Annotated in this window: 20 protein-coding genes; 16 read left to right on the forward strand and 4 right to left on the reverse strand. The window is 65.5% G+C overall.

Annotated elements, in window-relative coordinates:
- Nucleotides 1-21 precede the first annotated feature (21 nt).
- From QTI17_RS11940 to QTI17_RS11950, 3 genes are all read right to left on the reverse strand, one after another.
- Complete coding sequence (locus tag QTI17_RS11940; protein ID WP_286533816.1) at nucleotides 22-1,440, reverse strand: sensor histidine kinase; 1,419 nt, start codon at nucleotides 1,438-1,440, stop codon at nucleotides 22-24.
- Nucleotides 1,441-1,518: 78 nt separating this feature from the next.
- Nucleotides 1,519-2,193 carry a response regulator gene (locus QTI17_RS11945; RefSeq protein WP_286510980.1) on the reverse strand — a complete coding sequence of 225 codons (675 nt, stop codon included), beginning with the start codon at nucleotides 2,191-2,193 and terminating at the stop codon, nucleotides 1,519-1,521.
- Nucleotides 2,194-2,222: 29 nt separating this feature from the next.
- On the reverse strand, nucleotides 2,223-2,696 hold the full coding sequence (locus QTI17_RS11950) for a MarR family winged helix-turn-helix transcriptional regulator (protein ID WP_286533340.1): 474 nt from the start codon (nucleotides 2,694-2,696) through the stop codon (nucleotides 2,223-2,225).
- A 145-nt stretch (nucleotides 2,697-2,841) separates the two neighbouring features.
- On the opposite strand from QTI17_RS11950, the gene recA reads away from it, so the two are divergent.
- From recA to QTI17_RS11970, 4 genes are all read left to right on the forward strand, one after another.
- Nucleotides 2,842-3,963: a recombinase RecA gene (recA, locus tag QTI17_RS11955; RefSeq protein ID WP_286533342.1), complete on the forward strand. Its 1,122-nt coding sequence runs from the start codon at nucleotides 2,842-2,844 to the stop codon at nucleotides 3,961-3,963.
- Nucleotides 3,964-3,971: 8 nt separating this feature from the next.
- Nucleotides 3,972-4,421, forward strand: a complete 450-nt coding sequence (gene recX / locus QTI17_RS11960; protein WP_286533344.1) for a recombination regulator RecX — start codon at nucleotides 3,972-3,974, stop codon at nucleotides 4,419-4,421.
- 68 nt (nucleotides 4,422-4,489) lie between these two features.
- Nucleotides 4,490-4,897 carry an Xre family toxin-antitoxin system antitoxin gene (locus QTI17_RS11965; protein ID WP_286533346.1) on the forward strand — a complete coding sequence of 136 codons (408 nt, stop codon included), beginning with the start codon at nucleotides 4,490-4,492 and terminating at the stop codon, nucleotides 4,895-4,897.
- On the forward strand, nucleotides 4,897-5,349 hold the full coding sequence (locus QTI17_RS11970) for an RES family NAD+ phosphorylase (RefSeq protein ID WP_286533348.1): 453 nt from the start codon (nucleotides 4,897-4,899) through the stop codon (nucleotides 5,347-5,349). Before QTI17_RS11965 ends, QTI17_RS11970 begins: the two co-directional genes overlap by 1 nt.
- A 21-nt stretch (nucleotides 5,350-5,370) precedes the next feature.
- Here the strand turns inward: QTI17_RS11970 and argC are convergent, their stop codons facing one another.
- A complete protein-coding gene (gene argC / locus QTI17_RS11975; RefSeq protein WP_286533350.1) occupies nucleotides 5,371-6,294 on the reverse strand; it encodes an N-acetyl-gamma-glutamyl-phosphate reductase in 924 nt (307 codons plus the stop codon).
- A gap of 180 nt (nucleotides 6,295-6,474) precedes the next feature.
- Here argC and sucC point away from each other — a divergent pair, with 180 nt between their 5' ends.
- The 12 genes from sucC to QTI17_RS12035 all read left to right on the forward strand — a co-directional run bounded on the left by sucC (nucleotide 6,475) and on the right by QTI17_RS12035 (nucleotide 19,358).
- Nucleotides 6,475-7,638 carry an ADP-forming succinate--CoA ligase subunit beta gene (gene sucC, locus QTI17_RS11980; RefSeq protein WP_286533352.1) on the forward strand — a complete coding sequence of 388 codons (1,164 nt, stop codon included), beginning with the start codon at nucleotides 6,475-6,477 and terminating at the stop codon, nucleotides 7,636-7,638.
- A gap of 10 nt (nucleotides 7,639-7,648) precedes the next feature.
- Nucleotides 7,649-8,542, forward strand: coding sequence for a succinate--CoA ligase subunit alpha (gene sucD, locus QTI17_RS11985; protein ID WP_286509620.1), 894 nt, complete (start codon nucleotides 7,649-7,651; stop codon nucleotides 8,540-8,542).
- Nucleotides 8,543-8,636: 94 nt separating this feature from the next.
- Nucleotides 8,637-9,317 (forward strand): TerC family protein, encoded by a 681-nt coding sequence (locus QTI17_RS11990; protein ID WP_286533354.1) that lies wholly within the window; start codon nucleotides 8,637-8,639, stop codon nucleotides 9,315-9,317.
- Between the two features lie 29 nt (nucleotides 9,318-9,346).
- Nucleotides 9,347-10,156 (forward strand): Stp1/IreP family PP2C-type Ser/Thr phosphatase, encoded by an 810-nt coding sequence (locus QTI17_RS11995; protein ID WP_286519721.1) that lies wholly within the window; start codon nucleotides 9,347-9,349, stop codon nucleotides 10,154-10,156.
- A 64-nt stretch (nucleotides 10,157-10,220) separates the two neighbouring features.
- Nucleotides 10,221-10,877, forward strand: a complete 657-nt coding sequence (locus tag QTI17_RS12000; protein ID WP_286533356.1) for an FHA domain-containing protein — start codon at nucleotides 10,221-10,223, stop codon at nucleotides 10,875-10,877.
- A 45-nt stretch (nucleotides 10,878-10,922) separates the two neighbouring features.
- Nucleotides 10,923-13,190, forward strand: coding sequence for a CHASE2 domain-containing protein (locus tag QTI17_RS12005; protein WP_286533357.1), 2,268 nt, complete (start codon nucleotides 10,923-10,925; stop codon nucleotides 13,188-13,190).
- A gap of 36 nt (nucleotides 13,191-13,226) precedes the next feature.
- Nucleotides 13,227-14,039, forward strand: a complete 813-nt coding sequence (locus QTI17_RS12010) for an MBL fold metallo-hydrolase (protein ID WP_286533359.1) — start codon at nucleotides 13,227-13,229, stop codon at nucleotides 14,037-14,039.
- A gap of 50 nt (nucleotides 14,040-14,089) precedes the next feature.
- Complete coding sequence (locus QTI17_RS12015; protein ID WP_286533361.1) at nucleotides 14,090-14,383, forward strand: helix-turn-helix domain-containing protein; 294 nt, start codon at nucleotides 14,090-14,092, stop codon at nucleotides 14,381-14,383.
- Nucleotides 14,380-15,645: a type II toxin-antitoxin system HipA family toxin gene (locus QTI17_RS12020; protein WP_286533363.1), complete on the forward strand. Its 1,266-nt coding sequence runs from the start codon at nucleotides 14,380-14,382 to the stop codon at nucleotides 15,643-15,645. Before QTI17_RS12015 ends, QTI17_RS12020 begins: the two co-directional genes overlap by 4 nt.
- A gap of 202 nt (nucleotides 15,646-15,847) precedes the next feature.
- A complete protein-coding gene (locus QTI17_RS12025; protein ID WP_286533364.1) occupies nucleotides 15,848-16,294 on the forward strand; it encodes a pilin in 447 nt (148 codons plus the stop codon).
- A gap of 83 nt (nucleotides 16,295-16,377) precedes the next feature.
- The gene (locus QTI17_RS12030) at nucleotides 16,378-18,363 is read left to right on the forward strand and encodes a hypothetical protein (RefSeq protein WP_286533366.1); all 1,986 of its coding nucleotides are present in this window, start codon (nucleotides 16,378-16,380) and stop codon (nucleotides 18,361-18,363) included.
- Nucleotides 18,364-18,380: 17 nt separating this feature from the next.
- The gene (locus QTI17_RS12035) at nucleotides 18,381-19,358 is read left to right on the forward strand and encodes a glycosyltransferase family 2 protein (protein WP_286533367.1); all 978 of its coding nucleotides are present in this window, start codon (nucleotides 18,381-18,383) and stop codon (nucleotides 19,356-19,358) included.
- Nucleotides 19,359-19,396: the final 38 nt, after the last annotated feature.

Genomic DNA, 19,396 nt, shown 5'->3' on the forward strand with positions numbered 1-19,396 from the left:
CCGAGACCCAGGCCGCGTTCGTCAGGCGTGCGGGTCCGGCCCGTGCGGGCGCCGGCCGCCGTCGCGGGTGTCGATGCGCAGGCTGACCAGCGTGCCGGGCGGCCGCTGGCCCGGATGGGCATCCTCGAGCCGGACGGTGGCGCTGTGCTGGCGGGCGATCTCCAGCACGATCGGCAGGCCCAGGCCCGAGCCGTCGGCCTCGTTGCCGAGCACCCGGTAGAAGGGCTGGAACACCAGCTCGCGCTCGTGCGCCGCGATGCCGGGCCCGTTGTCTTCCACCTGCAGCACCAGGACCTGGCCGAAGGGGTCGGCCAGCACCCGCGCCGTCACGACGCCGGGCCGATCGGGCGTCGACGGCGTGTAGTTGAGCGCGTTGTCGACCAGGTTGCGCACCAGTTCCTTCAGCAGCGTCGGGTTGCCCTCGAACACCACGCCCGGCGAACCCGTCTCGGCGCCCTCGTAGCCGAGGTCGATGCGCTTGTCGATCGCCCGCGGCACGGCCTCGCGCACCACCTCGATCGTGAGCCGGGCCAAGTCGCAGGGCTGGCGCCCGATGTTGGCGCCGCTGCCCTCCGCCCGGGCCAGCGACAGCAGCTGGTTGACGGTGTGCGTGGCGCGCACGCTGGCGCGCCCGATCTGCTTGAGCGACTGCTTGAGTTCGTCGGCGTTGGCGCCCTCGCGCTGGGCCAGGTCGGCCTGCATCCGGAGGCCGGCCAGCGGCGTCTTCAGCTGGTGCGCGGCATCGGCGAGAAAGCGCTTCTGCGTCCCGATCGAGTCGTTGAGCTTGTTCAGCAGCTCGTTGACCGACAGCACCAGCGGCACGACTTCCAGCGGCACCGAGGATTCGTCCAGCGGGCTGAGGTCGCCGGGCTTGCGCTCGCGGATCCGCGCCTCGACCACCGACAGCGGCTTGATGCCGCGCACCAGCGCCAGCCAGATCAAGAGCACGGCCAGCGGCAGGATCGCGAACTGCGGCAACAGCACGCCCTTGATGATCTCGGTCGCCAGCACCGACTGCTTCTCGCGCGTCTCGGCCACCTGGAGCAGCGCCAGCGGCACATCCGGCGGCTGGCCCGCCACCCAGAGCGAGGCGATCCGCACCTTCTGCCCGTGCATCTGGCCGTCGCGCAGGTAGACCACGCCGGGCACCGGCGGATCGTCGGTGCCGGGGAACGGCACTTCGCGCTCGCCGCTCAGCAGCGTGCCGTGGACGTCGAGCAGCTGGTAGTAGACCCGGTCGATCTCGTCGCTGCCGAGGATCTCGCGCGCCGGCTGCGGCAACACGAACTTGATCTGCCCGTTGTCGGTGTCGACCAGCCGGGCCAGGGTCTGGATGTTGGACTCCAGCGCCCGGTCGAAGGGCGCATTGGCGATGCCCTGCGCCACCAGCCAGGTCACGCCGATGCTGACCGGCACCAGCAGCAGCAGCGGCGTGAGCATCCAGTCGAGGATCTCGCCGAACAGGGAGCGCTGGGCGCGCTGGAAGAGTTTGACCAAGCGGGTGCGGCGCGCCGGGGATCAGGAGGGGATCTTCTCGAGGCAGTAGCCGAGCCCGCGCACGGTGGCGATGCGCACCGGCCCCTTCTCGATCTTCTTGCGCAGGCGGTGGATGTAGACCTCGATGGCGTTGAGGCTGACCTCCTCGCCCCATTCGCACAGGCGCTCGACCAATTGGTCCTTGCTGACCAGCCTGCCGGCGCGCTGCAGCAGCACCTCGAGCAGGCCGAGTTCGCGCGCCGACAGCTCGATCATCTTGCCGTCGATGGTCGCCACCCGGCCCGCCTGGTCGTAGACCAGCGGGCCATGCTTGATCGCGTTGCTGGTGCCGCCCATGCCGCGCCGGGTGAGGGCGCGCACGCGGGCTTCGAGTTCCTGCAGCGAGAAGGGCTTGGCCATGTAGTCGTCGGCGCCGTAGTCCAGGCCCTTGACGCGTTCCTCGACGCTGTCGGCCGCGGTCAGCACCAGCACCGGCAATTGCGAGCCGCGCGCACGCAGCCGCTTGAGAATCTCGAGGCCGTGCAGGTTGGGCAGGCCGAGGTCGAGGATCAGCAGGTCGAATTCGCTGTTGGTCATCAGCGCGGCATCGGCCTGCGTGCCGGTCGCCACGTGGTCGACTGCCGAGCCCGAGGTGCGCAGGCTGCGCAGCAGGGCATCGGCCAGCACCTGGTCATCTTCTGCAATGAGTATCCGCATGGTGCCGTGCCTCCAGACAACTTGGAATTCTAGGCCGCCGCATAGGCTTCGAGACCGATGGTTACCACGGTGGCGATCTCGCTGCCGACGCTGGCGCGGAATTCGTCCTCGGCCTGTGCGACGGCACGGCGGAAGGCCTCGAGCCAGGCCAGCCCGTCGGTCGTGAACAGCACCCGCCGCGCCCGCGCGTCGAGCGGATCGGGCCCGCGCTGGACCAGGCCCCAGGCCTCGCACTGGTCGACCAGCGTGGCCATCGCCTGCTTGGTCATGCCGGCTCGCTCGGCCAGATCGGTCAGCCTCGAGCCCTCGCGCGCCAGGTGGCGCGTGATGTGGATGTGGGCGGCGCTCACCTGGGCCCGGGCCGCCAGGTTCGACAGCGCCAGCGGCACCTCGGCGTCGTGCGCCATCAGGCTCAGCACCCGCTCGTCGAAGCGCCGCATCGCGTGGCCCAGCAGGCGGCCCAGGTGAGTCTGGCGCCAGGCGTCGTCGGAGGGTTTGTCCATGGCTTCAAATGGTAAGGCAAACTGACCAAAAAATGGATCGCCGGAACCATATCCCTCGCTACACTACTGTTCAAGCATCCAGCCTGTGATTAAAAGCAGATCGATGCGGCCTCTACAACCCATTGATATTCAAGGAGTTTTCCACATGGACGCACTCGTCAAAGGCACCAGCATCTCGGTCCCCAACAGCGAAAAGGCCAAGGCCCTGCAGGCCGCCCTGGCCCAGATCGAAAAGCAGTTCGGCAAGGGCACGATCATGCGGCTGGGCGAGGGCGAGGCCCTGGAAGACATCCAGGTGGTTTCCACCGGCTCGCTGGGCCTGGACATCGCACTCGGCGTCGGCGGCCTTCCGCGCGGCCGTGTCATCGAGATCTACGGCCCTGAATCCTCCGGCAAGACCACGCTCACCCTGCAGGTCATCGCCGAGATGCAGCGCCAGGCCGGCACCTGCGCCTTCGTCGATGCCGAGCATGCGCTCGACGTGCAATACGCCCAGAAGCTCGGCGTCAACCTGTCCGACCTGCTGATCAGCCAGCCCGACACCGGCGAGCAGGCGCTCGAGATCGTCGACTCGCTGGTGCGTTCCGGCGCGGTCGACCTGATCGTGGTCGACTCGGTCGCCGCGCTCACGCCCAAGGCCGAAATCGAAGGCGAGATGGGCGACTCGCTGCCCGGCCTGCAGGCCCGCCTCATGAGCCAGGCGCTGCGCAAGCTCACCGCCACCATCAAGAAGACCAACTGCATGGTCATCTTCATCAACCAGATCCGCATGAAGATCGGCGTCATGTTCGGCTCGCCCGAAACCACCACCGGCGGCAACGCGCTGAAGTTCTACGCCTCGGTGCGGCTGGACATCCGCCGCATCGGCACCATCAAGAAGGGCGACGAAGCCATCGGCAACGAGACCAAGGTCAAGGTGGTCAAGAACAAGGTGTCGCCGCCCTTCAAGACGGCCGAGTTCGACATCCTGTTCGGCGAGGGCATCAGCCGCGAGGGCGAGATCATCGACATGGGCGTCAACGCCAAGATCGTCGACAAGTCGGGCGCCTGGTACGCCTACAACGGCGAGAAGATCGGCCAGGGCCGCGACAACGCGCGCGAGTTCCTGCGCGAGAACCCCGAGCTGTCGCGCGAGATCGAGAACAAGGTGCGCGAGTCGCTGGGCATTCCGCTGCTGGCCGCGGCGGTCGAGAGCGCCGGTGCCGACGCCGACAAGCCCGAAAAGGCGGAGAAGGCCGACAAGGCCGACAAGGCCGACAAGAAGTAATCACCCGCATGGCCTTCAGTGCGCCATCGCTCAAGGGGCGCGCCCTGCGCCTCTTGAGCCAGCGCGAGCATTCGCGCGCCGAGCTCGAGCGCAAGCTCAAGAAATACGAGGAAGAGCCCGGCACCCTGGCCCAGGCCCTCGACGAGCTGGCGGCCAAGGATTTCATCAGCGAGGCGAGGGTGGTGCAGTCGGTGCTGCACCAGCGGGCGGCCCGGCTGGGCGCTGCCCGCGTCCGCCAAGAGCTGCTGCACAAGGGCATCGCGCCCGAGGCGGTGGCCGAAGCGGTGGCGGGGCTGCAGGGCAGTGAGTTCGACCGTGCGCTCGAGGTCTGGAAGCGCCGCTTCGGCGTCCCGCCCCAGGATGCGACCGAGCGCGCCCGCCAAGTCCGATTCCTGATGGCGCGCGGATTCGCCGGCGCGGTCGTCGCCAAGGTGCTGCGGCACGACCCGGACGAATAAAATCCAATTTCAGCCATTTGGCGTAGACTGGTTGCCAAATGGCAAACCCTTCTATTGCGAGCGAGCAAATGCAGCGAACCCTCTCGTTTTTCGGGGACGGCGACATGCCATTAGCTCTCGGCGAAGCCAATGCCTTGCCCTTGCTCCGCCCGGCCGCCGTCGAGCGCCTGGCCCGCAAGCTCGACGTCGCTGAAACGCGCCTGCTCGATGTGTCCAGCATTCCGACGCGTACCTTTCACCGCCGGCAGAAGCTCGACCAGCCCCTGAGCGCGACCGAGTCGGATCGGCTCCTGCGCATAGCGCGCGTGGCGAGCGAGGCCGTGCGCGTGCTGGGCAGCGAGGAGAAGGCACGACGCTGGCTCTCGAAGGACAACAGGCTGCTGGGCGCCCAGCCGCTCGAATTGCTCGCCACCGACGGTGGCGCGTGCGCAGTCGAAGCCGAGCTGCATCGGATCGACTGGGGAGACTTCTCCTGATGCGGGTCTACCGCATCAGCAAACCGGCTTACGTGGTCAACGCGCTGTCGGGGCAGGGCGCAGGGCTGTATCCGGGACGCTGGAACTCGATCGGCGTTCGGCTGGCCTATGCGGCCGGCTCGGTCGCGCTTTCCATGCTCGAAATGCTCGTGCATGTCGACAAGGAGGACGTGCCGATCGGCCGGCGCCTGCTGTCATACGAACTGCCCGACGACGGCGTTCTTGAACTGCGCCATTTGCCATCCGGATGGAGCGACCTGCCGTATTCGATTGCGGTGCAACAGACCGGCGATCAGTGGCTGGCCAGCGCTGCTTCGCTGGCCTTGCGCGTGCCGAGCGCCGTGGCCCGGCACGAATTCAACCTGCTGATCAATCCGGCCCACCCGCGGTTCGACGAGGTCGCCTTGGTGGCCAATGAAGCTCTGGCGCTCGATGAGCGCCTCTTCAGATAGCGCTCGGCGCCCGAAGCGGTCTCAAATCCCCAGCATCAGCTTGAGGTTCTGCACCGCCGCGCCGCTCGCGCCCTTGCCCAGGTTGTCGAGCCGGGCAATGACCACCGCATGCCGGTGATCCTCGTTCGGGAACACGCGGATCTCCAGCTGGTTGGTGTCGTTGAGCGCCAGCGCGTCGATCTTGCCGTCGGCGGTTGGCGGCAACACCTTCACGAACTGTTCCGGCGTGTTGCTCTTCGCGTAGTGGGCCGCCAGCGCGTCGTGCAGATGGGCGGCGCTCGGGCGGTCGGGCAGGTCGTCCAGGTGCAGCGGCAGCTGCACCAGCATGCCCTGCTTGAAGTTGCCCACCGAGGGGATGAAGACCGGACGGCGGGTGAGACCGGTGTACTTCATGATCTCGGGGATGTGCTTGTGCTTGAGGCCCAGCGCATAGGTCTCGAACAGCGGCGCCTCGCCCTTTTCGTAGGCCTCGATCATGGTCCGGCCACCGCCCGAATAGCCGCTGACCGAGGGCAGGGCGATCGGGAAGTCGGGTGGCAGCAGTCCGGCGTCGACCAGCGGGCGAACGATCGCGATCGCGCCGGTGGCGTAGCAGCCGGGGTTGGCCACGCGCTCGGCCTTGGCGACCGCGTCCGCGTGTCCGGCCATCAGTTCGGGGAAGCCGAACACCCAGCCGGGCGCCGTGCGGTGCGCGGTCGAGGCGTCGATGATCTTGGGGCGGCGGCCGTCGAGCTGGTCGATCAGCGCCACCGATTCGCGCGCCGCGTCGTCGTGCAGGCACAACACGACCAGGTCGACCCCGGCCATCAGCGTGCGCTTGGCGGCGACGTCTTTTCGCAGCTCGGGCGCGATGCTCACGAGTTCGATCTGCGGCATCGACTGGAGCCGCTCGCGGATCTGGAGGCCGGTGGTTCCGGCTTCGCCATCGATGAAGACCTTGGGCATAGGGGGGCCTCGTGTGCCTTGGGAGTAAATACGTATTGACCACAAAGTGGGGTCAATTGTTGGTGCGGCGCACCATGATACAGTTCCCTGCTGTCCGCCGCCCCCGCCGCCAGGCGCCGTGGCCCGTGGACAGCAACCACATTCTCCCGATCTCAACCCCTCGTTCCGAGAGACACCCTCATGAAGATTCACGAGTACCAAGGCAAGGAAATTCTTGCCAAGTTCGGCGTGCCCGTACCCCGCGGCATCCCGGCGTACACAGTTCAGGAGGCGGTCGAGGCCGCCCAGAAGCTCGGCGGCCCGGTCTGGGTCGTCAAGGCCCAGATCCACGCGGGTGGTCGCGGCAAGGGCGGTGGCGTCAAGGTCGCCAAGTCGATCGAAGACGTCAAGAAGCTGGCCGGCGAGATCCTCGGCATGCAGCTGAAGACGCACCAGACCGGCCCCGAAGGCCAGAAGGTCCGCCGCCTCTACATCGAAGACGGCGCCGACATCCAGAAGGAATACTACGTCTCCGTCGTGACGGATCGCGCCACGCAGAAGGTCGCGTTCATCGCCTCCAGCGAAGGCGGCATGGACATCGAGGAAGTGGCCCATTCCACGCCCGAGAAGATCGTCACCGAGTTCATCGACCCGCTGACCGGCCTCAACGATGCCCAGGCCAAGAAGATCGCCGACGCCATCGGCATCCCGGCCGACTCCACCGCCCAGGCCGTGGACGTCTTCAAGAAGCTCTACACCTGCTACATGGAAACGGATGCCTCGCTGGTCGAGATCAACCCGCTCAACCGTGACAGCAAGGGCAAGATCATGGCGCTCGACGCCAAGTTCAACTTCGACAGCAACGCGCTGTTCCGCCACCCCGAGATCGTCGCCCTGCGCGACCTCGACGAGGAAGACGCGGCCGAAGTCGAAGCCAGCAAGTTCGACCTCGCCTACATCAGCCTCGACGGCAACATCGGCTGCCTGGTGAACGGCGCCGGCCTGGCCATGGCGACCATGGACACCATCAAGCTGTTCGGCGGCGAGCCGGCCAACTTCCTCGACGTGGGCGGCGGCGCCACCCCCGAGAAGGTCACCGAAGCCTTCAAGATCATGCTGAAGAACAAGAACGTCGAGGCCATCCTCGTCAACATCTTCGGCGGCATCATGAAGTGCGACACCATCGCCACCGGCGTGATCGCGGCCTGCAAGGCCGTGAACCTGCAAGTGCCGCTGGTGGTGCGCATGAAGGGCACCAACGAAGTCGAGGGCAAGAAGCTGCTGGCCGATTCGGGCCTGCCGATCATCAGCGCCGACACGATGGCGGAAGCCGCTCAGAAGGTCGTTGCGGCCGTCGCCAAGTAAGGAACAAGTCATGTCGATCTACATCAACAAAGACACCAAGGTCATCACGCAAGGCATCACCGGCAAGACCGGCCAGTTCCACACGGAAAAGTGCCAGGAATACGCGAACGGCAAGAACTGCTTCGTGGCCGGCGTGAACCCGAAGAAGGCCGGCGAGTCGATCTTCAACATCCCGATCTACGCCTCCGTCAAGGAAGCGGCCTCGCAGACCGGCGCCACCGTGTCGGTGATCTACGTGCCGCCGGCCGGCGCCGCCGCCGCCATCTGGGAAGCGGTCGAGGCCGACCTCGACATGGCGATCTGCATCACCGAAGGCATCCCGGTCCGCGACATGCTCGAAGTGCGCAACAAGATGCGCGCCAAGGAAGCCGCCGGCGGCAAGAAGACGCTGCTGCTCGGCCCGAACTGCCCCGGCCTGATCACGCCCGACGAGATCAAGATCGGCATCATGCCCGGCCACATCCACCGCAAGGGCCGCATCGGCGTGGTCAGCCGCTCCGGCACGCTGACCTATGAAGCCGTGGCCCAGCTCACCGAGATCGGCCTGGGCCAATCGTCGGCGGTCGGCATCGGCGGCGACCCGATCAACGGCCTGAAGCACATCGACGTCATGAAGGCCTTCAACGAAGACCCCGACACCGACGCCGTCATCATGATCGGCGAAATCGGCGGCCCCGACGAAGCCGAAGCGGCGCGCTGGTGCAAGGACAACATGAAGAAGCCGATCGTCGGTTTCATCGCCGGCGTCACGGCGCCTCCCGGCAAGCGCATGGGCCACGCCGGTGCGCTGATTTCCGGCGGCGCCGACACGGCGGATGCCAAGCTGGCGATCATGGAAGAGAGCGGATTCACGGTCACGCGCAATTTCTCGGAGCTCGCCAAGCGCCTCAAGGCACTCCTGTAAGTCGCCCCGCGTTCTTGCTGCCCACACAGAGAAGAAGCGCCCGCAACCGAGTTGCGGGCGCTTTTTCAATCAAATAACAGTGGAATAAAGAGACATGGAATTCCTTCAAACCACGGACTTCTGGATCGGTCTGCTCAAGATCGTCTGGATCAACATCATTCTCTCGGGCGACAACGCGGTCGTGATCGCGATGGCCGCCCGCTCGCTGCCGCCGCAGCAGCAGCGCACCGCCGTCCTGTTCGGCTCCGGCGCCGCCGTGGTGCTGCGGATCATCCTGACAGTGGTCGCGGCCAAGCTGCTGGCCTTGCCGTACTTGCAGATCATCGGCGGCCTGCTGCTGCTGTGGATCGGCACGCAGCTGCTCAGCGGCGAAGAGGAGGGCGATGGCGAAGGCAAGGAATACGGCAGCATGATGGCCGCGGTCCGCACCATCCTGCTGGCTGACCTGGTCATGAGCCTGGACAACGTGATCGCGGTCGCCGCGGCCGCGCAAGGCAGCATGGTGCTGCTGATCCTCGGCCTGGCGATCAGCATCCCGCTGGTGATCTTCGGCAGCACCCTGATGATCAAGCTGATGGAGCGCTTCCCGATCATCGTCATGCTCGGTGCAGCCTTGATCGGCTGGGTGGCCGGCGAAACCATCGTGAGCGACACCATCCTGCGCGATATGCTTACGGCCAATCCGTGGCTGCATTACGCGGCAGCTGCGGCCGGCGCGGTGTTTGTCGTCGCTGTCGGAAAATGGCTGCAGAAGCGATCCCACGCCGCAGCCTGACACGCCGCAGTCCATCCACCTCCTGATCCATGGCGAATCCCGGTACTTCAGTTTCCAACGACCCCGGCGTCCTGAGGTGGGATTTCGCCGCGCTGACCGATCCGGGCCGGGTGCGCGCCAACAACGAGGACACCATCGCCTTCGAACCCTCGCTGGGGCTGGTGCTGCTGGCCGACGGCATGGGCGGCTACAACGGCGGCGAGGTGGCCAGCGGCATGGCGATCGCGCTGCTGCAGGCGAGTTTCGGCCGCTGGCTCGCGCATGCCGGGCCGCAGGCGCATCCGAAGGCGATCAAGCGCGCCCTGCAGGCCGGTACCGACGAGGCCAACGCGGCCATCCTCGAGGCCGGCATCGCGAACGTGCAGCTCCAGGGCATGGGGACCACGCTGGTGCTGGCGGCCTTCGGTTCGCATCGCGCCATCGTCGGGCACATCGGCGATTCGCGCTGCTACCGCCTGCGCGGCGACCAGCTCGAACTGCTGACCCGCGACCATTCGCTGCTCCAGGAGCAACTCGACGCCGGGGCCATCACGCCCGAGCAGGCCGTGATGTCGCCGCACCGCAACCTCGTCACCCGGGCGCTCGGCATCGAGCGCCACGTCGACCTCGAGATGCACGAGCACGGTGTGATGCCAGGCGACCTGTTCCTTCTGTGCTCCGACGGACTGTCCGAAATGGTGTCCAGCGCGCAGATTTTCACGATTTTGTTACAAGATATCGGCTTGCCGGAGAAAGCAACACTTTTGGTTGCAACTGCGAACGACAATGGCGGCCGGGATAACATTTCGGTTGTCCTGGCCCGGGCGGGTGGGACCCAGGCCCCTGGTGCCACTGGATAGAGAAGGTCTTCAAACTGTGCTGCCAGGGCCCTGTGAACAAAACAACGAGATCCAGGAGTCGGCCATGCCGAAATTGATCGTGTCGATCGACGGTGTCGTGATCAAGGACGTCACGCTCGCCAAGGACCGGACCACGCTGGGGCGCCGGCCCTACAACGACATCGTGGTCGACAATCTCGCGATCAGCGGCGAGCATGCCGTGCTGCACATGATCGGCAGTGATGTCTACCTGGAAGACCTCAACAGCACCAACGGCACCTACGTCAACGGCCGCGCCATCAAGAAGCAGGCGCTCGAGCAGAACGACGTCATCGAGGTGGGCAAGTACAAGATCCGCTTTCTGGCCGGCGCCGCCGCGGCGACCGAGAGCCTGCTGCCGGTCCGACCCGCCCCCCCGCCACCCTCGGGCCCGATTCCGCTCTCGTCAGCGCCCACCGTGCAGTCGCCGCTCGGCGGCGGCACGGCCGGCGCGGCCGTCATGCGGGTGCTCTCGGGCTCGGCCGCGGGGCGCGAGCTGTCGCTGCAGAAAGTCGTCACGACCATCGGCAAACCCGGCCTGGCCGTCGCCGCCGTCACGCGTCGGCTGCACGGCTACGTGGTGGCGCCGATCGACGGCGAGACCCAGCTCAACGGCGAGCCGCTCGGCAGCGAGGCCGTGGCGCTGCAGGACGGCGACGTGCTCGAGCTCGGCGGCACGCGGATGCAGTTCGTCATCAGCTGACCGCGCCCTGAAGCAGCCGCGCCGTCTTCGACCGCGGGTGGCCGGATGAACCTGCTGCGCCGGCACGGCGCGCGCATCGCCATCACGCTGCTGCCCGTGGCGCTGGCCCTGGCGCATGTGCTGGGCGGCTGGCAGCTTCCCTTCGTCGACCGGCTCGACCGCTTCATCTACGACGTGCGGCTGCGGGCCACCTTGCCGGGCACGCTCGACCCGCGGATCGTCATCGTCGACATCGATGACCCGAGCCTGCAGGCGCTCGGCCAATGGCCCTGGGGCCGTGACCAGCTCGCCCGCCTGACGACCGAGATCATGGAGCGGCAGCAGGCGCGGGTGCTGGGTTTCGACGTGCTGTTCGTCGAGCCCGATGCGAGCTCGGGCCTCGAGGCCCTGCGCCAGCTCGCGCAAGGGCCGCTGCGGGAGCGGGCCGGGCTGGCCCGGGAGATCGAGCAGCTCGCGCCCTCGCTCGACCGCGACGCCGCCTTCGCGAAGACACTGGCCGGCCGCCGGGTGGCGCTTGGCTTCTACTTCACCCAGACCCGGGTCCCGCGGACCAAGGGCGCTCTGCCGGCGCCGGTCCTGCCGCCCGGCACCTTCCCCGAGGGCCGCGACTACACGACGCGCTGGAACGGCTTCGTCGGCAGCATCCCGCAGTTGGCCGAGGCTGCGCCGGCCGGCGGCTTTCTCAACGTGGTGCTCGACGGCAGCGTGGACGGCGTGATCCGCGCGGTGCCGCTGATCGCGCGCTACGACGGCGAGAACGCCCAGCCCGGGTACTACGAATCGCTGGCCCTGGTGGTGTACCGGCTGGCTGTTGGCGACACCGGCCTGGCGCCGGCGTTCGCGCCGGCCGGACCGGGAAGCGCGCCGCCGCCGCTGGAGGCGCTGATTGTGTCGACCGGGGACACGCGGCTGCGCGTTCCGGTCGACGCCAGCGCCAGCGTGCTGGTTCCGTTTCGCGGCGTAGGAGGGCCGCGCGGCGGGTCCTTCCGCCATGTGTCCGCGTCCGAGGTGCTCCGCGGCGGCTTGGCCGCGGGAGAGCTGAAGGACAAGATCGTGCTCGTCGGATCGACCGCCCCGGGCTTGCAGGACCTGCGCTCGACACCGGTCGGTGCCGACTTCCCAGGTGTCGAAGTGCACGCCAACATCGTCTCTGGGCTCCTGGATTCGAGGCTGCCGGCAGTTCCGGACTACGCGCTTGGCTACGAGCTCGTGATGCTGCTCGCGGCCGGGCTGGCGCTGGCCTTCGGCCTCTCGCTGAGCGCCGCGGCGCGTGCGGTCGGGGTGGCGCTGTCGATCTGCGCGGTGCTGATCGGCGTCAACTCATGGCTCTTCCTGCGCGCCGGGCTGGTGCTGCCGCTGGCGCTGTCGCTGCTGATGGTCGCGCTGTCCTTCGTGCTCAACATGAGCTGGGGCTATTTCATCGAGGGCCGCTCGAGCCGCGGCCTGGCCCGCCTCTTCGGCACCTATGTGCCGCCGGAGCTGGTGGACGAGATGCGCGCCGATCCGGGCCGCTACAGCATGCGGGCCGAAAGCCGCGAGCTCACCGTGATGTTCTGCGACATGCGCGGATTCACCGGGATGGCCGAGCAGATGGCCCCGGCCGAGCTTCAGGCCTTCCTGAACATCTTCTTCAGCCGCTTGAGCGAGATCATCAGCGCCCGCCGCGGCACCGTCGACAAGTACATGGGCGACTGCGTGATGGCCTTCTGGGGGGCGCCGGTCGAGACCGCCGATCATGCCGAGCTGGCCGTGCAGGCGGCCATCGAGATGGTCGCCGCGGTGCGGGAGCTGAACGGCGGCCGCCGCCAGTCCGGGCTACCGGAGGTCCAGGTCGGCATCGGCATCAACACCGGCGTGATGAGCGTCGGCGACATGGGTTCGGCCGTGCGCCGCAGCTACACGGTGGTCGGCGATGCGGTCAACCTGGCATCGCGGATCGAGGGGCTGGGCGTGCACTACGGCGTCGAGATCGTCGCCACCGAGGCCACCCGGCGCGCGGCGCCGGGCTTCGCTTGGCAGGAACTCGACACGGTCCGGGTCCAGGGCAAGGCGCGGAGGGTACGCATCTTCACGCCCATCGGGCGGTCCGACAGCGTTGGCGCCGACGTCCAAAACGAGCTGCAACAGTGGGATGGAGTGCTTTCCGCCTATCGCCTGCAGGATTGGTTACAAGGACAGGCTATGCTGTCGGCCCTCGTTGCCGCGGATGCCAAAAAAGTCCTTTACCAGCTGTATGCACAACGTTTAGCCTCGATGTCGTTGCAGCCCAATGATCCCGAATGGGACGGCGCAACCCGGTTCGATTCGAAGTAGCGGCCTACGGGCTGGAAAGTCAAAAGGTCTCGCGAAATGCAGGTGCGTGTGTTGGGGTGCTCCGGCGCCATCGCCAAGGACTGCCGCACGACCTCCTTCCTGGTCGATTGCGACCTGCTGGTCGACGCCGGCACGGGCGTGGGCGACCTCACGCTCGACGAGATGTCGAAGATCGACGATGTGTTGCTGACGCATTCGCACCTCGACCATGTCGCCGCCCTGCCTTTGATGATCGATGCCATCGCCAGCCGCCGCACCCGGCCGCTGCGCGTTCATGCCTTGCGCGCCACCATCGAGGCGCTGCGCGCGCATGTATTCAACAACGTCATCTGGCCCGATTTCGCCAGCATCCCGAGCCGCGAGGCGCCATTCGTGACCTTCCACGATCTGGTGATCGGCCAGGAACTGGAGCTGGGCACCCGGGCCTTGAAGCACATCGAGGTGCTGCCGGCGGTCCATACGGTGCCGGCCTGCGGATTCGCGGTGCGCTGCGCGCAGGGCGGGCCGCATTGGGTGTTCAGTGGCGACACCGAACGCAATGCGCCCTTCTGGACCCGCGTGAACCAGCTCGACGTCGCGATGCTGGTCATCGAGACCGCCTTCAGCAACCGGGAACAGGCATTGGCCCGGCGCAGCCTGCACCTGTCGCCGGCGACCTTGGCGGACGAACTGGCCCAGATTGCGCCGGGGCGCAGCTATCCGATCTACATCACGCACACCAAGCCGGCCGAGACGGAAGAGATCATGAGCCAGATCGACGGCATCACGCATGGCTCGCGCATGCGCGCCGGCGGCGACGCGGGGTGGGACATTCGGTGGCTGCAGGCGGATGAGGTGCTGCAGACCTAGTTTGCTACTCATGCGTTGCATTTTTTCTCTCAAATGGAATAATGCAATGCATGGATAGCAAAATCGCCACGCCGATCTCTTCGCTGTCCGAGGTCGGCGCCACCGTTCGCAGCGCGCGCCGCCGCAAGAAGCTCTCCCAGACCGCATTGGGCGAGCGCGCCGGCCTGTCGCGCATGCCGGTCTACCGGCTCGAGGCCGGAAAGGACATCTCCCTGGCCTCGCTGCTCGCCATGCTGGCGCCGCTTGGCCTGGCGCTGAGCCTGGACCCGCGCGAGCCAGGGCCGCTGCGCGCGGCGGACCTGGCGAAGGCCTTCGCGCACCTGCAGGAGCCCGACGAGACGTGACGGCATTGCCCGAAAAACTGCGGGATCTGCAGCTGGCGGTTCATGGCCGGCCGCAGGCCTTGCTCGCCAAGCGGTCGATCTATTCGCTGGTCTATGAAGCGGAGGCGCAGCACCAGGTCGGCCTGGGCCTGCCGATCGCCGACCGCGTGTTCCAGGACGGCGACCTTTTTGCCGCCCTCGACATGAACCTTCCCGAGGGCTATCTGTTCGAGCGCATCCTGGCGCGTTTCGGCAAGTTCCAGGTCACCAAGATGCATCTGCTGGCCCTGATGGGCGCCGGCGCCATCGGCCGCGTGGCCTACCAGGTGCCTGGCGAAGCGCCGCTGGGCGTGGGGGCCGCCGGCCTGGTCTCGCGCGACGACCTGCTCGCCGGCGGGCGCAGCGACGCCTTGTTCGAGGAACTGGTCGACGCCTTCATGGGCCCGGGCACGGGCCTGGCCGGCGTCCAGCCCAAGATCATGGTGCCGGTGGCCGACAAGGCGGTGGTGCCCGGCCCCAACGCCATCGTCAAGGCCGAGGGGCCGCGCTACCCAGGCCTGAGTGCCAACGAATGGCTGTGTCTGGAAGCCGCCCGCCACGCCGGCCTGCCGGTGCCGCGCGCCGATCTTTCGGCCGACGGCAAGCTGCTGGTGCTCGACCGCTTCGACATCCTGCCCGACGGCAGCCGCCTTGGCTTCGAGGACATCGCGGCCGTCATGCAGCTGCGTGTGCGGGAGCGACTTTCAAGCCGCAAGTACATCGGCAGCTACGAGGACGTGGCGGCGGCGCTGCGCCTGGTTTGCAGCGAACCGGCGCCGGCGTTGCACCAGTTCTTCAAGCTGCTGGTGCTGACCGTGCTGCTGCGCAACGGCGACGCCCACCTCAAGAATTTCGCCGTGCTGTACGACGACGACCGGGTCTGGCCCAGCCCGGTGTACGACCAGGTGACCACGGTGCTCTATCCCTACGAGCGGCCGGGCGGCATCGAGACCGTCGACCACACCCTGGCGCTCAAGTGGCGGCGCGGTGGCCGCAGCGGCGACAAGTCCCCGGCCCGGAGCTATCCGAACCGGGCGGAACTCGAGGCTTTCGGCCGCGATGTGTGTGGCGTGCATCATCCGGGCGCGGTGATTGAGCACAGTTGTGAGGCGATGAGTGAGGCGCTGGCGGCGGCGCATGCGGCGGTGCCGGGGGAGTTGCTGGGGCGGATGACGGAGGTTTGGGATGGGGCTCGGGCGTGGATGCGGGTGGGGAGTGGGGCGGGGCGGGGGGCGCGGGTATGACGTGGGTTGGCAGGCGGGTGACAAAAATGTCATTCGCCGTCGAAGCGCTGCAACAGTTTTCGTCACATGTTGTAACTAGAACGTGAACAACTGCACGTGAAAAGCGGCGCGCACGGGCGAAATCGGGGGTGGCACGGATGCTGCGGTTACATGTCCGCACCGGGGGCCCGCCTCGGGCTCTACAACTAACTGGAGTGAATGAATGAACCGTCGGAATATCGCACGCAACGTGCAAAAGGGTTTCACCCTGATCGAATTGATGATCGTTGTGGCGATCATCGGTATCTTGGCTGCTGTGGCGCTGCCGGCTTATCAGGACTACACGAAGCGCGCCCGCGTTTCGGAAGGTCTGGGTCTGGCTTCGGCTGCGAAGACCGGTGTTGGCGAATACTTCGCATCCAAGGGTACCTGGCCTGCAGACAACGCCGCTGCCGGGCTTGCGCAGGACGTTTCCATCGTCGGCAATGCCGTGAGCAAGGTGACCGTCGCCAGCGGTGTCATCACGATCACTTACACCAGCCTGATTGCTGCAAGCAACCCCACGGTCACGCTGACCCCGTCGAGCGCGAAAGCCGGCAGCGTTGGTTGGAAGTGCGCGGCAGGCAATACCGCGATGTCGGCCAAATATCTGCCGTCAGAATGCCGCTGATCAGCGCTTAACTTCCACCCGAAAGAAGGCACGTAAAGTGCCTTTTTTCTTTTGTGCCAACCGAAATCGATCGAAGGAGTCCCTTGGAAGCCACTTTGACTAGCTCGCGCACCGGCAACTCATCCGGCATCAAGTGGTTGCGTTGGGTCATCCTGATGGTGGTCGTTGCGGCCTGCTATGCGCCAGGACTGCAAGGAAGCTTCGTCTTCGACGATGACGTCAACATCCTTCAGAACCAGCACCTCCGGATCTCGTCGATGCAGTGGACAGATCTGTGGGCCGCAGCGAGTTCGGGCAGCGCAGGTCCGCTCGGGCGCCCCGTCTCCCTTGTCTCATTCGCTCTGAATCTCTTGCTGTGGGGGTCGGATCCGTATTATTTCAAGCTGGTCAACCTGCTGATCCACCTGGGCAACGCGCTCCTGATCGGCGCCCTGGCGCAGAGCCTCGTTGGGGCGCTGTCGTCAAGAGACTTGCCGCCAAAGGATGGCGATGCTGTCGACGGATGGTCGGGCTGGATGGTTGCGGCGCTGTGGGCATTGCATCCGATCAATCTGACGGGTGTCTTGTATGTCGTGCAGCGGATGACCAGCCTGTCCACCTTCTTCGGACTTTGCGCGCTTCTGGTGTTCGCAAAATACCGGGAGCGAACGTTCGCATCCGCCGACCTCGGAAATCCCGGGTTCGCAGCCATGGTCGCCGTGCCAGCCGTCTTGTCGTTGCTGGCGCTCTCGGCGTTGGCCAAGGAGAGCGGACTTCTGTTCGCTCCGCTGCTGCTGTGGATCGAGTACTTCGCCTACGGATTCCGCTTCAACCGCAAGCCCCTGCGCCTGCTGGGCGTGGAAGTACGGCACATTGCGTCCGCGCTCATCGCGGCGACCTGCATCTATGCGGTGTTTTTCAAGATCCCGAGCATGATCATGCCGGCGGCGTTTTCGAACCGGGATTTCGATGCGCGCGAACGCTCGCTCACTGAGGCGCGGGCGATTTTCTACTATTTACGGCTGATACTATTTCCGCGAAATTCCGAGCTCTCGCTCTATCACGATGATTTTGTGATCTCGCGCTCGCTCTGGGACCCCGTCACGACGGTTCTTTCGGTGGCAGGATTGCTGGCGATCAGCGCCGTCTCCCTCGTCCTCAGAAGACGATTTCCTGCCTTGTTGTTCGCATGGGGCTGGTTTCTTATCGCGCACGCGCTGGAGTCGACCGTTTTTCCGTTGGAGCTCGTGCACGAGCATCGAAATTATTTTGCAACGATCGGCCTCTTCATGTTGCTGCCCATGGCCTTGGCACACGTCAGCAAGATGGAGTTGAAGCGCTTGTTCGTCGTGTTGTTTGCAGGCTATCTCGCCCTGATCGGGTTCATCACGCACGTCCGCGCTCTCCAGTGGTCAAACACTGTCGATTGGGCCGCCTTGGAGGCGTCCAATCATCCGGCATCGGCGCGCGCCAACTATGAATTGGCGCGCAATTACATGATCCTGATGCACAACACCGAAGAAAAGCGCTTCGGAGATCTGGCGGATCAGGCGCTCTTGCGTGCGACGGAATCATACCTGCCGGGGGTGCTGCCATTCATGGCCAGGATTCAGTTCGCCTACTTTCGTGATCGGCAACCGGACCCTTCAATGATCGAGAGAGTGAAATTCGGACTTCGGAACTGGCCTTTTTATACAGTCAACACCGCCACCCTGGGCGCATTCGTGACCTGTCAGATTGAAAAAAAATGCCGAATGGCCGACGAGCAGGCGCTCGACATTCTTGACACAGCGCTTGAAAATCCGAGGATCAGGAAGAGTGACGTGGCCGAAATAAAAAAATTGCAGGCGCAGTACTACATCAACAGATTCGACGATCTGAAGAAGGGCACGGATTTGATCTCCGAGTCAATACAGATCAACGAAGATCCGGGCAGTCGCATCATGTTCGCGCAGGCATTGGCCATGCAAGGAAAATTCAAAGCGGCGCTGGCACAGATGGATATCGCCGAAGCTCTGGACAAGAACTTCATCTATCGTCAACAGATCGCGCATGAGCGCGATGCCATGAGGCAGGCTCAACAACGATGATGCCTTACAGTACAAACATGTCGAGTTCTCCGCTCCTTCCCCGCCATGATGCCGCTTTCGCATTCGGAAATGACGACTTTGAGACCGCCAACCAAATGCCCGAGTCAGGGGTGGCTCAATGGCACGAATTCAGCGTCGTCATTCCCGCGCGAAACGAGGCACAAGGTCTGGCCAGGCTTCTTCCCGATTTGCTTGCTGCGCTTCCAGGCGCCGAAATCATCGTTTCAGACGACGGTTCGACCGATGGAAGCGCCGAGTTGGCGCGGTCGCTCGGCGTACAAGTTGTCCGCCGGCCGTACGGATCCGGAAACGGCTCGGCGATCAAGGCCGGCGCGCGGGCTGCGACTCGAGAGTGGATCGTGTTCATGGACGGCGATGGTCAGCATCGAGCGCAGGATGTCACGCGCCTGATCACCCGGCTGGAAGAAGGCTATGAAATGGTGGTCGGCGCGCGCGGTGCCGGTGGGCAAGCAAGCCGTCACCGTGGCTGGGCCAATGCCTTCTACAACCGACTCGCGTCCTGGATGGTCGGTCACGCCGTCAAAGACTTGACGTCCGGTTTTCGCGTCGTACGCCGCAGGAAATTCAAGGAATTCCTTCATCTTCTTCCGAATGGATTTTCATACCCCACAACCAGCACGATGGCCTTTTTCCGTGCCGGCTATCCGGTCGCCTATGAGCCCATCGAAGTTCAGCAACGGATCAAAGGCACCAGCAGCCACGTGAAGATCTGGCGCGACGGCTTGCGCTTCCTGCTCATCATCTTCAAGATCGGAACGTTGTTCTCGCCGGTCAAGCTGTTCGCCCCGATCGCTGGCGGCTTCTTCTGCACCGGGGTCGCCTACTACCTCTATACCTTTCTCACGCAGCATCGATTCACCAACATGAGCGTTTTGCTGTTCAGCGCCTCCGTCATCATCTTTCTTATCGGGCTTATTTCAGAGCAGATTACAGCGTTGATGTACGGAAGCACCGGGGCTGGTGAGAAAGAATAGCAGGCGTTCCCGTTGATGCCGACCCAGCGAAGCAGACG

This window comes from Variovorax sp. J31P179, assembly GCF_030316985.1.
In the GTDB taxonomy this organism is placed as follows: domain Bacteria; phylum Pseudomonadota; class Gammaproteobacteria; order Burkholderiales; family Burkholderiaceae_C; genus Variovorax; species Variovorax ginsengisoli_B.

Excerpts from the sequence above, each read along its gene's own strand:
- QTI17_RS12010 (WP_286533359.1), top strand. The coding sequence starts at position 13,227 with ATGCAGGTGCGTGTGTTGGGGTGCTCCGGCGCCATCGCCAAGGACTGC.
- QTI17_RS11970 (WP_286533348.1), top strand. The coding sequence starts at position 4,897 with ATGCGGGTCTACCGCATCAGCAAACCGGCTTACGTGGTCAACGCGCTG.
- sucC (WP_286533352.1), top strand. The coding sequence starts at position 6,475 with ATGAAGATTCACGAGTACCAAGGCAAGGAAATTCTTGCCAAGTTCGGC.
- QTI17_RS11950 (WP_286533340.1), bottom strand. The coding sequence starts at position 2,696 with ATGGACAAACCCTCCGACGACGCCTGGCGCCAGACTCACCTGGGCCGC.
- sucD (WP_286509620.1), top strand. The coding sequence starts at position 7,649 with ATGTCGATCTACATCAACAAAGACACCAAGGTCATCACGCAAGGCATC.
- QTI17_RS12035 (WP_286533367.1), top strand. The coding sequence starts at position 18,381 with ATGTCGAGTTCTCCGCTCCTTCCCCGCCATGATGCCGCTTTCGCATTC.
- recX (WP_286533344.1), top strand. The coding sequence starts at position 3,972 with ATGGCCTTCAGTGCGCCATCGCTCAAGGGGCGCGCCCTGCGCCTCTTG.
- QTI17_RS12015 (WP_286533361.1), top strand. The coding sequence starts at position 14,090 with ATGGATAGCAAAATCGCCACGCCGATCTCTTCGCTGTCCGAGGTCGGC.
- QTI17_RS12000 (WP_286533356.1), top strand. The coding sequence starts at position 10,221 with ATGCCGAAATTGATCGTGTCGATCGACGGTGTCGTGATCAAGGACGTC.
- recA (WP_286533342.1), top strand. The coding sequence starts at position 2,842 with ATGGACGCACTCGTCAAAGGCACCAGCATCTCGGTCCCCAACAGCGAA.
- QTI17_RS12025 (WP_286533364.1), top strand. The coding sequence starts at position 15,848 with ATGAACCGTCGGAATATCGCACGCAACGTGCAAAAGGGTTTCACCCTG.
- QTI17_RS12005 (WP_286533357.1), top strand. The coding sequence starts at position 10,923 with ATGAACCTGCTGCGCCGGCACGGCGCGCGCATCGCCATCACGCTGCTG.
- QTI17_RS11945 (WP_286510980.1), bottom strand. The coding sequence starts at position 2,193 with ATGCGGATACTCATTGCAGAAGATGACCAGGTGCTGGCCGATGCCCTG.
- QTI17_RS11940 (WP_286533816.1), bottom strand. The coding sequence starts at position 1,440 with ATGCTCACGCCGCTGCTGCTGCTGGTGCCGGTCAGCATCGGCGTGACC.
- argC (WP_286533350.1), bottom strand. The coding sequence starts at position 6,294 with ATGCCCAAGGTCTTCATCGATGGCGAAGCCGGAACCACCGGCCTCCAG.
- QTI17_RS11965 (WP_286533346.1), top strand. The coding sequence starts at position 4,490 with ATGCAGCGAACCCTCTCGTTTTTCGGGGACGGCGACATGCCATTAGCT.
- QTI17_RS11990 (WP_286533354.1), top strand. The coding sequence starts at position 8,637 with ATGGAATTCCTTCAAACCACGGACTTCTGGATCGGTCTGCTCAAGATC.
- QTI17_RS11995 (WP_286519721.1), top strand. The coding sequence starts at position 9,347 with ATGGCGAATCCCGGTACTTCAGTTTCCAACGACCCCGGCGTCCTGAGG.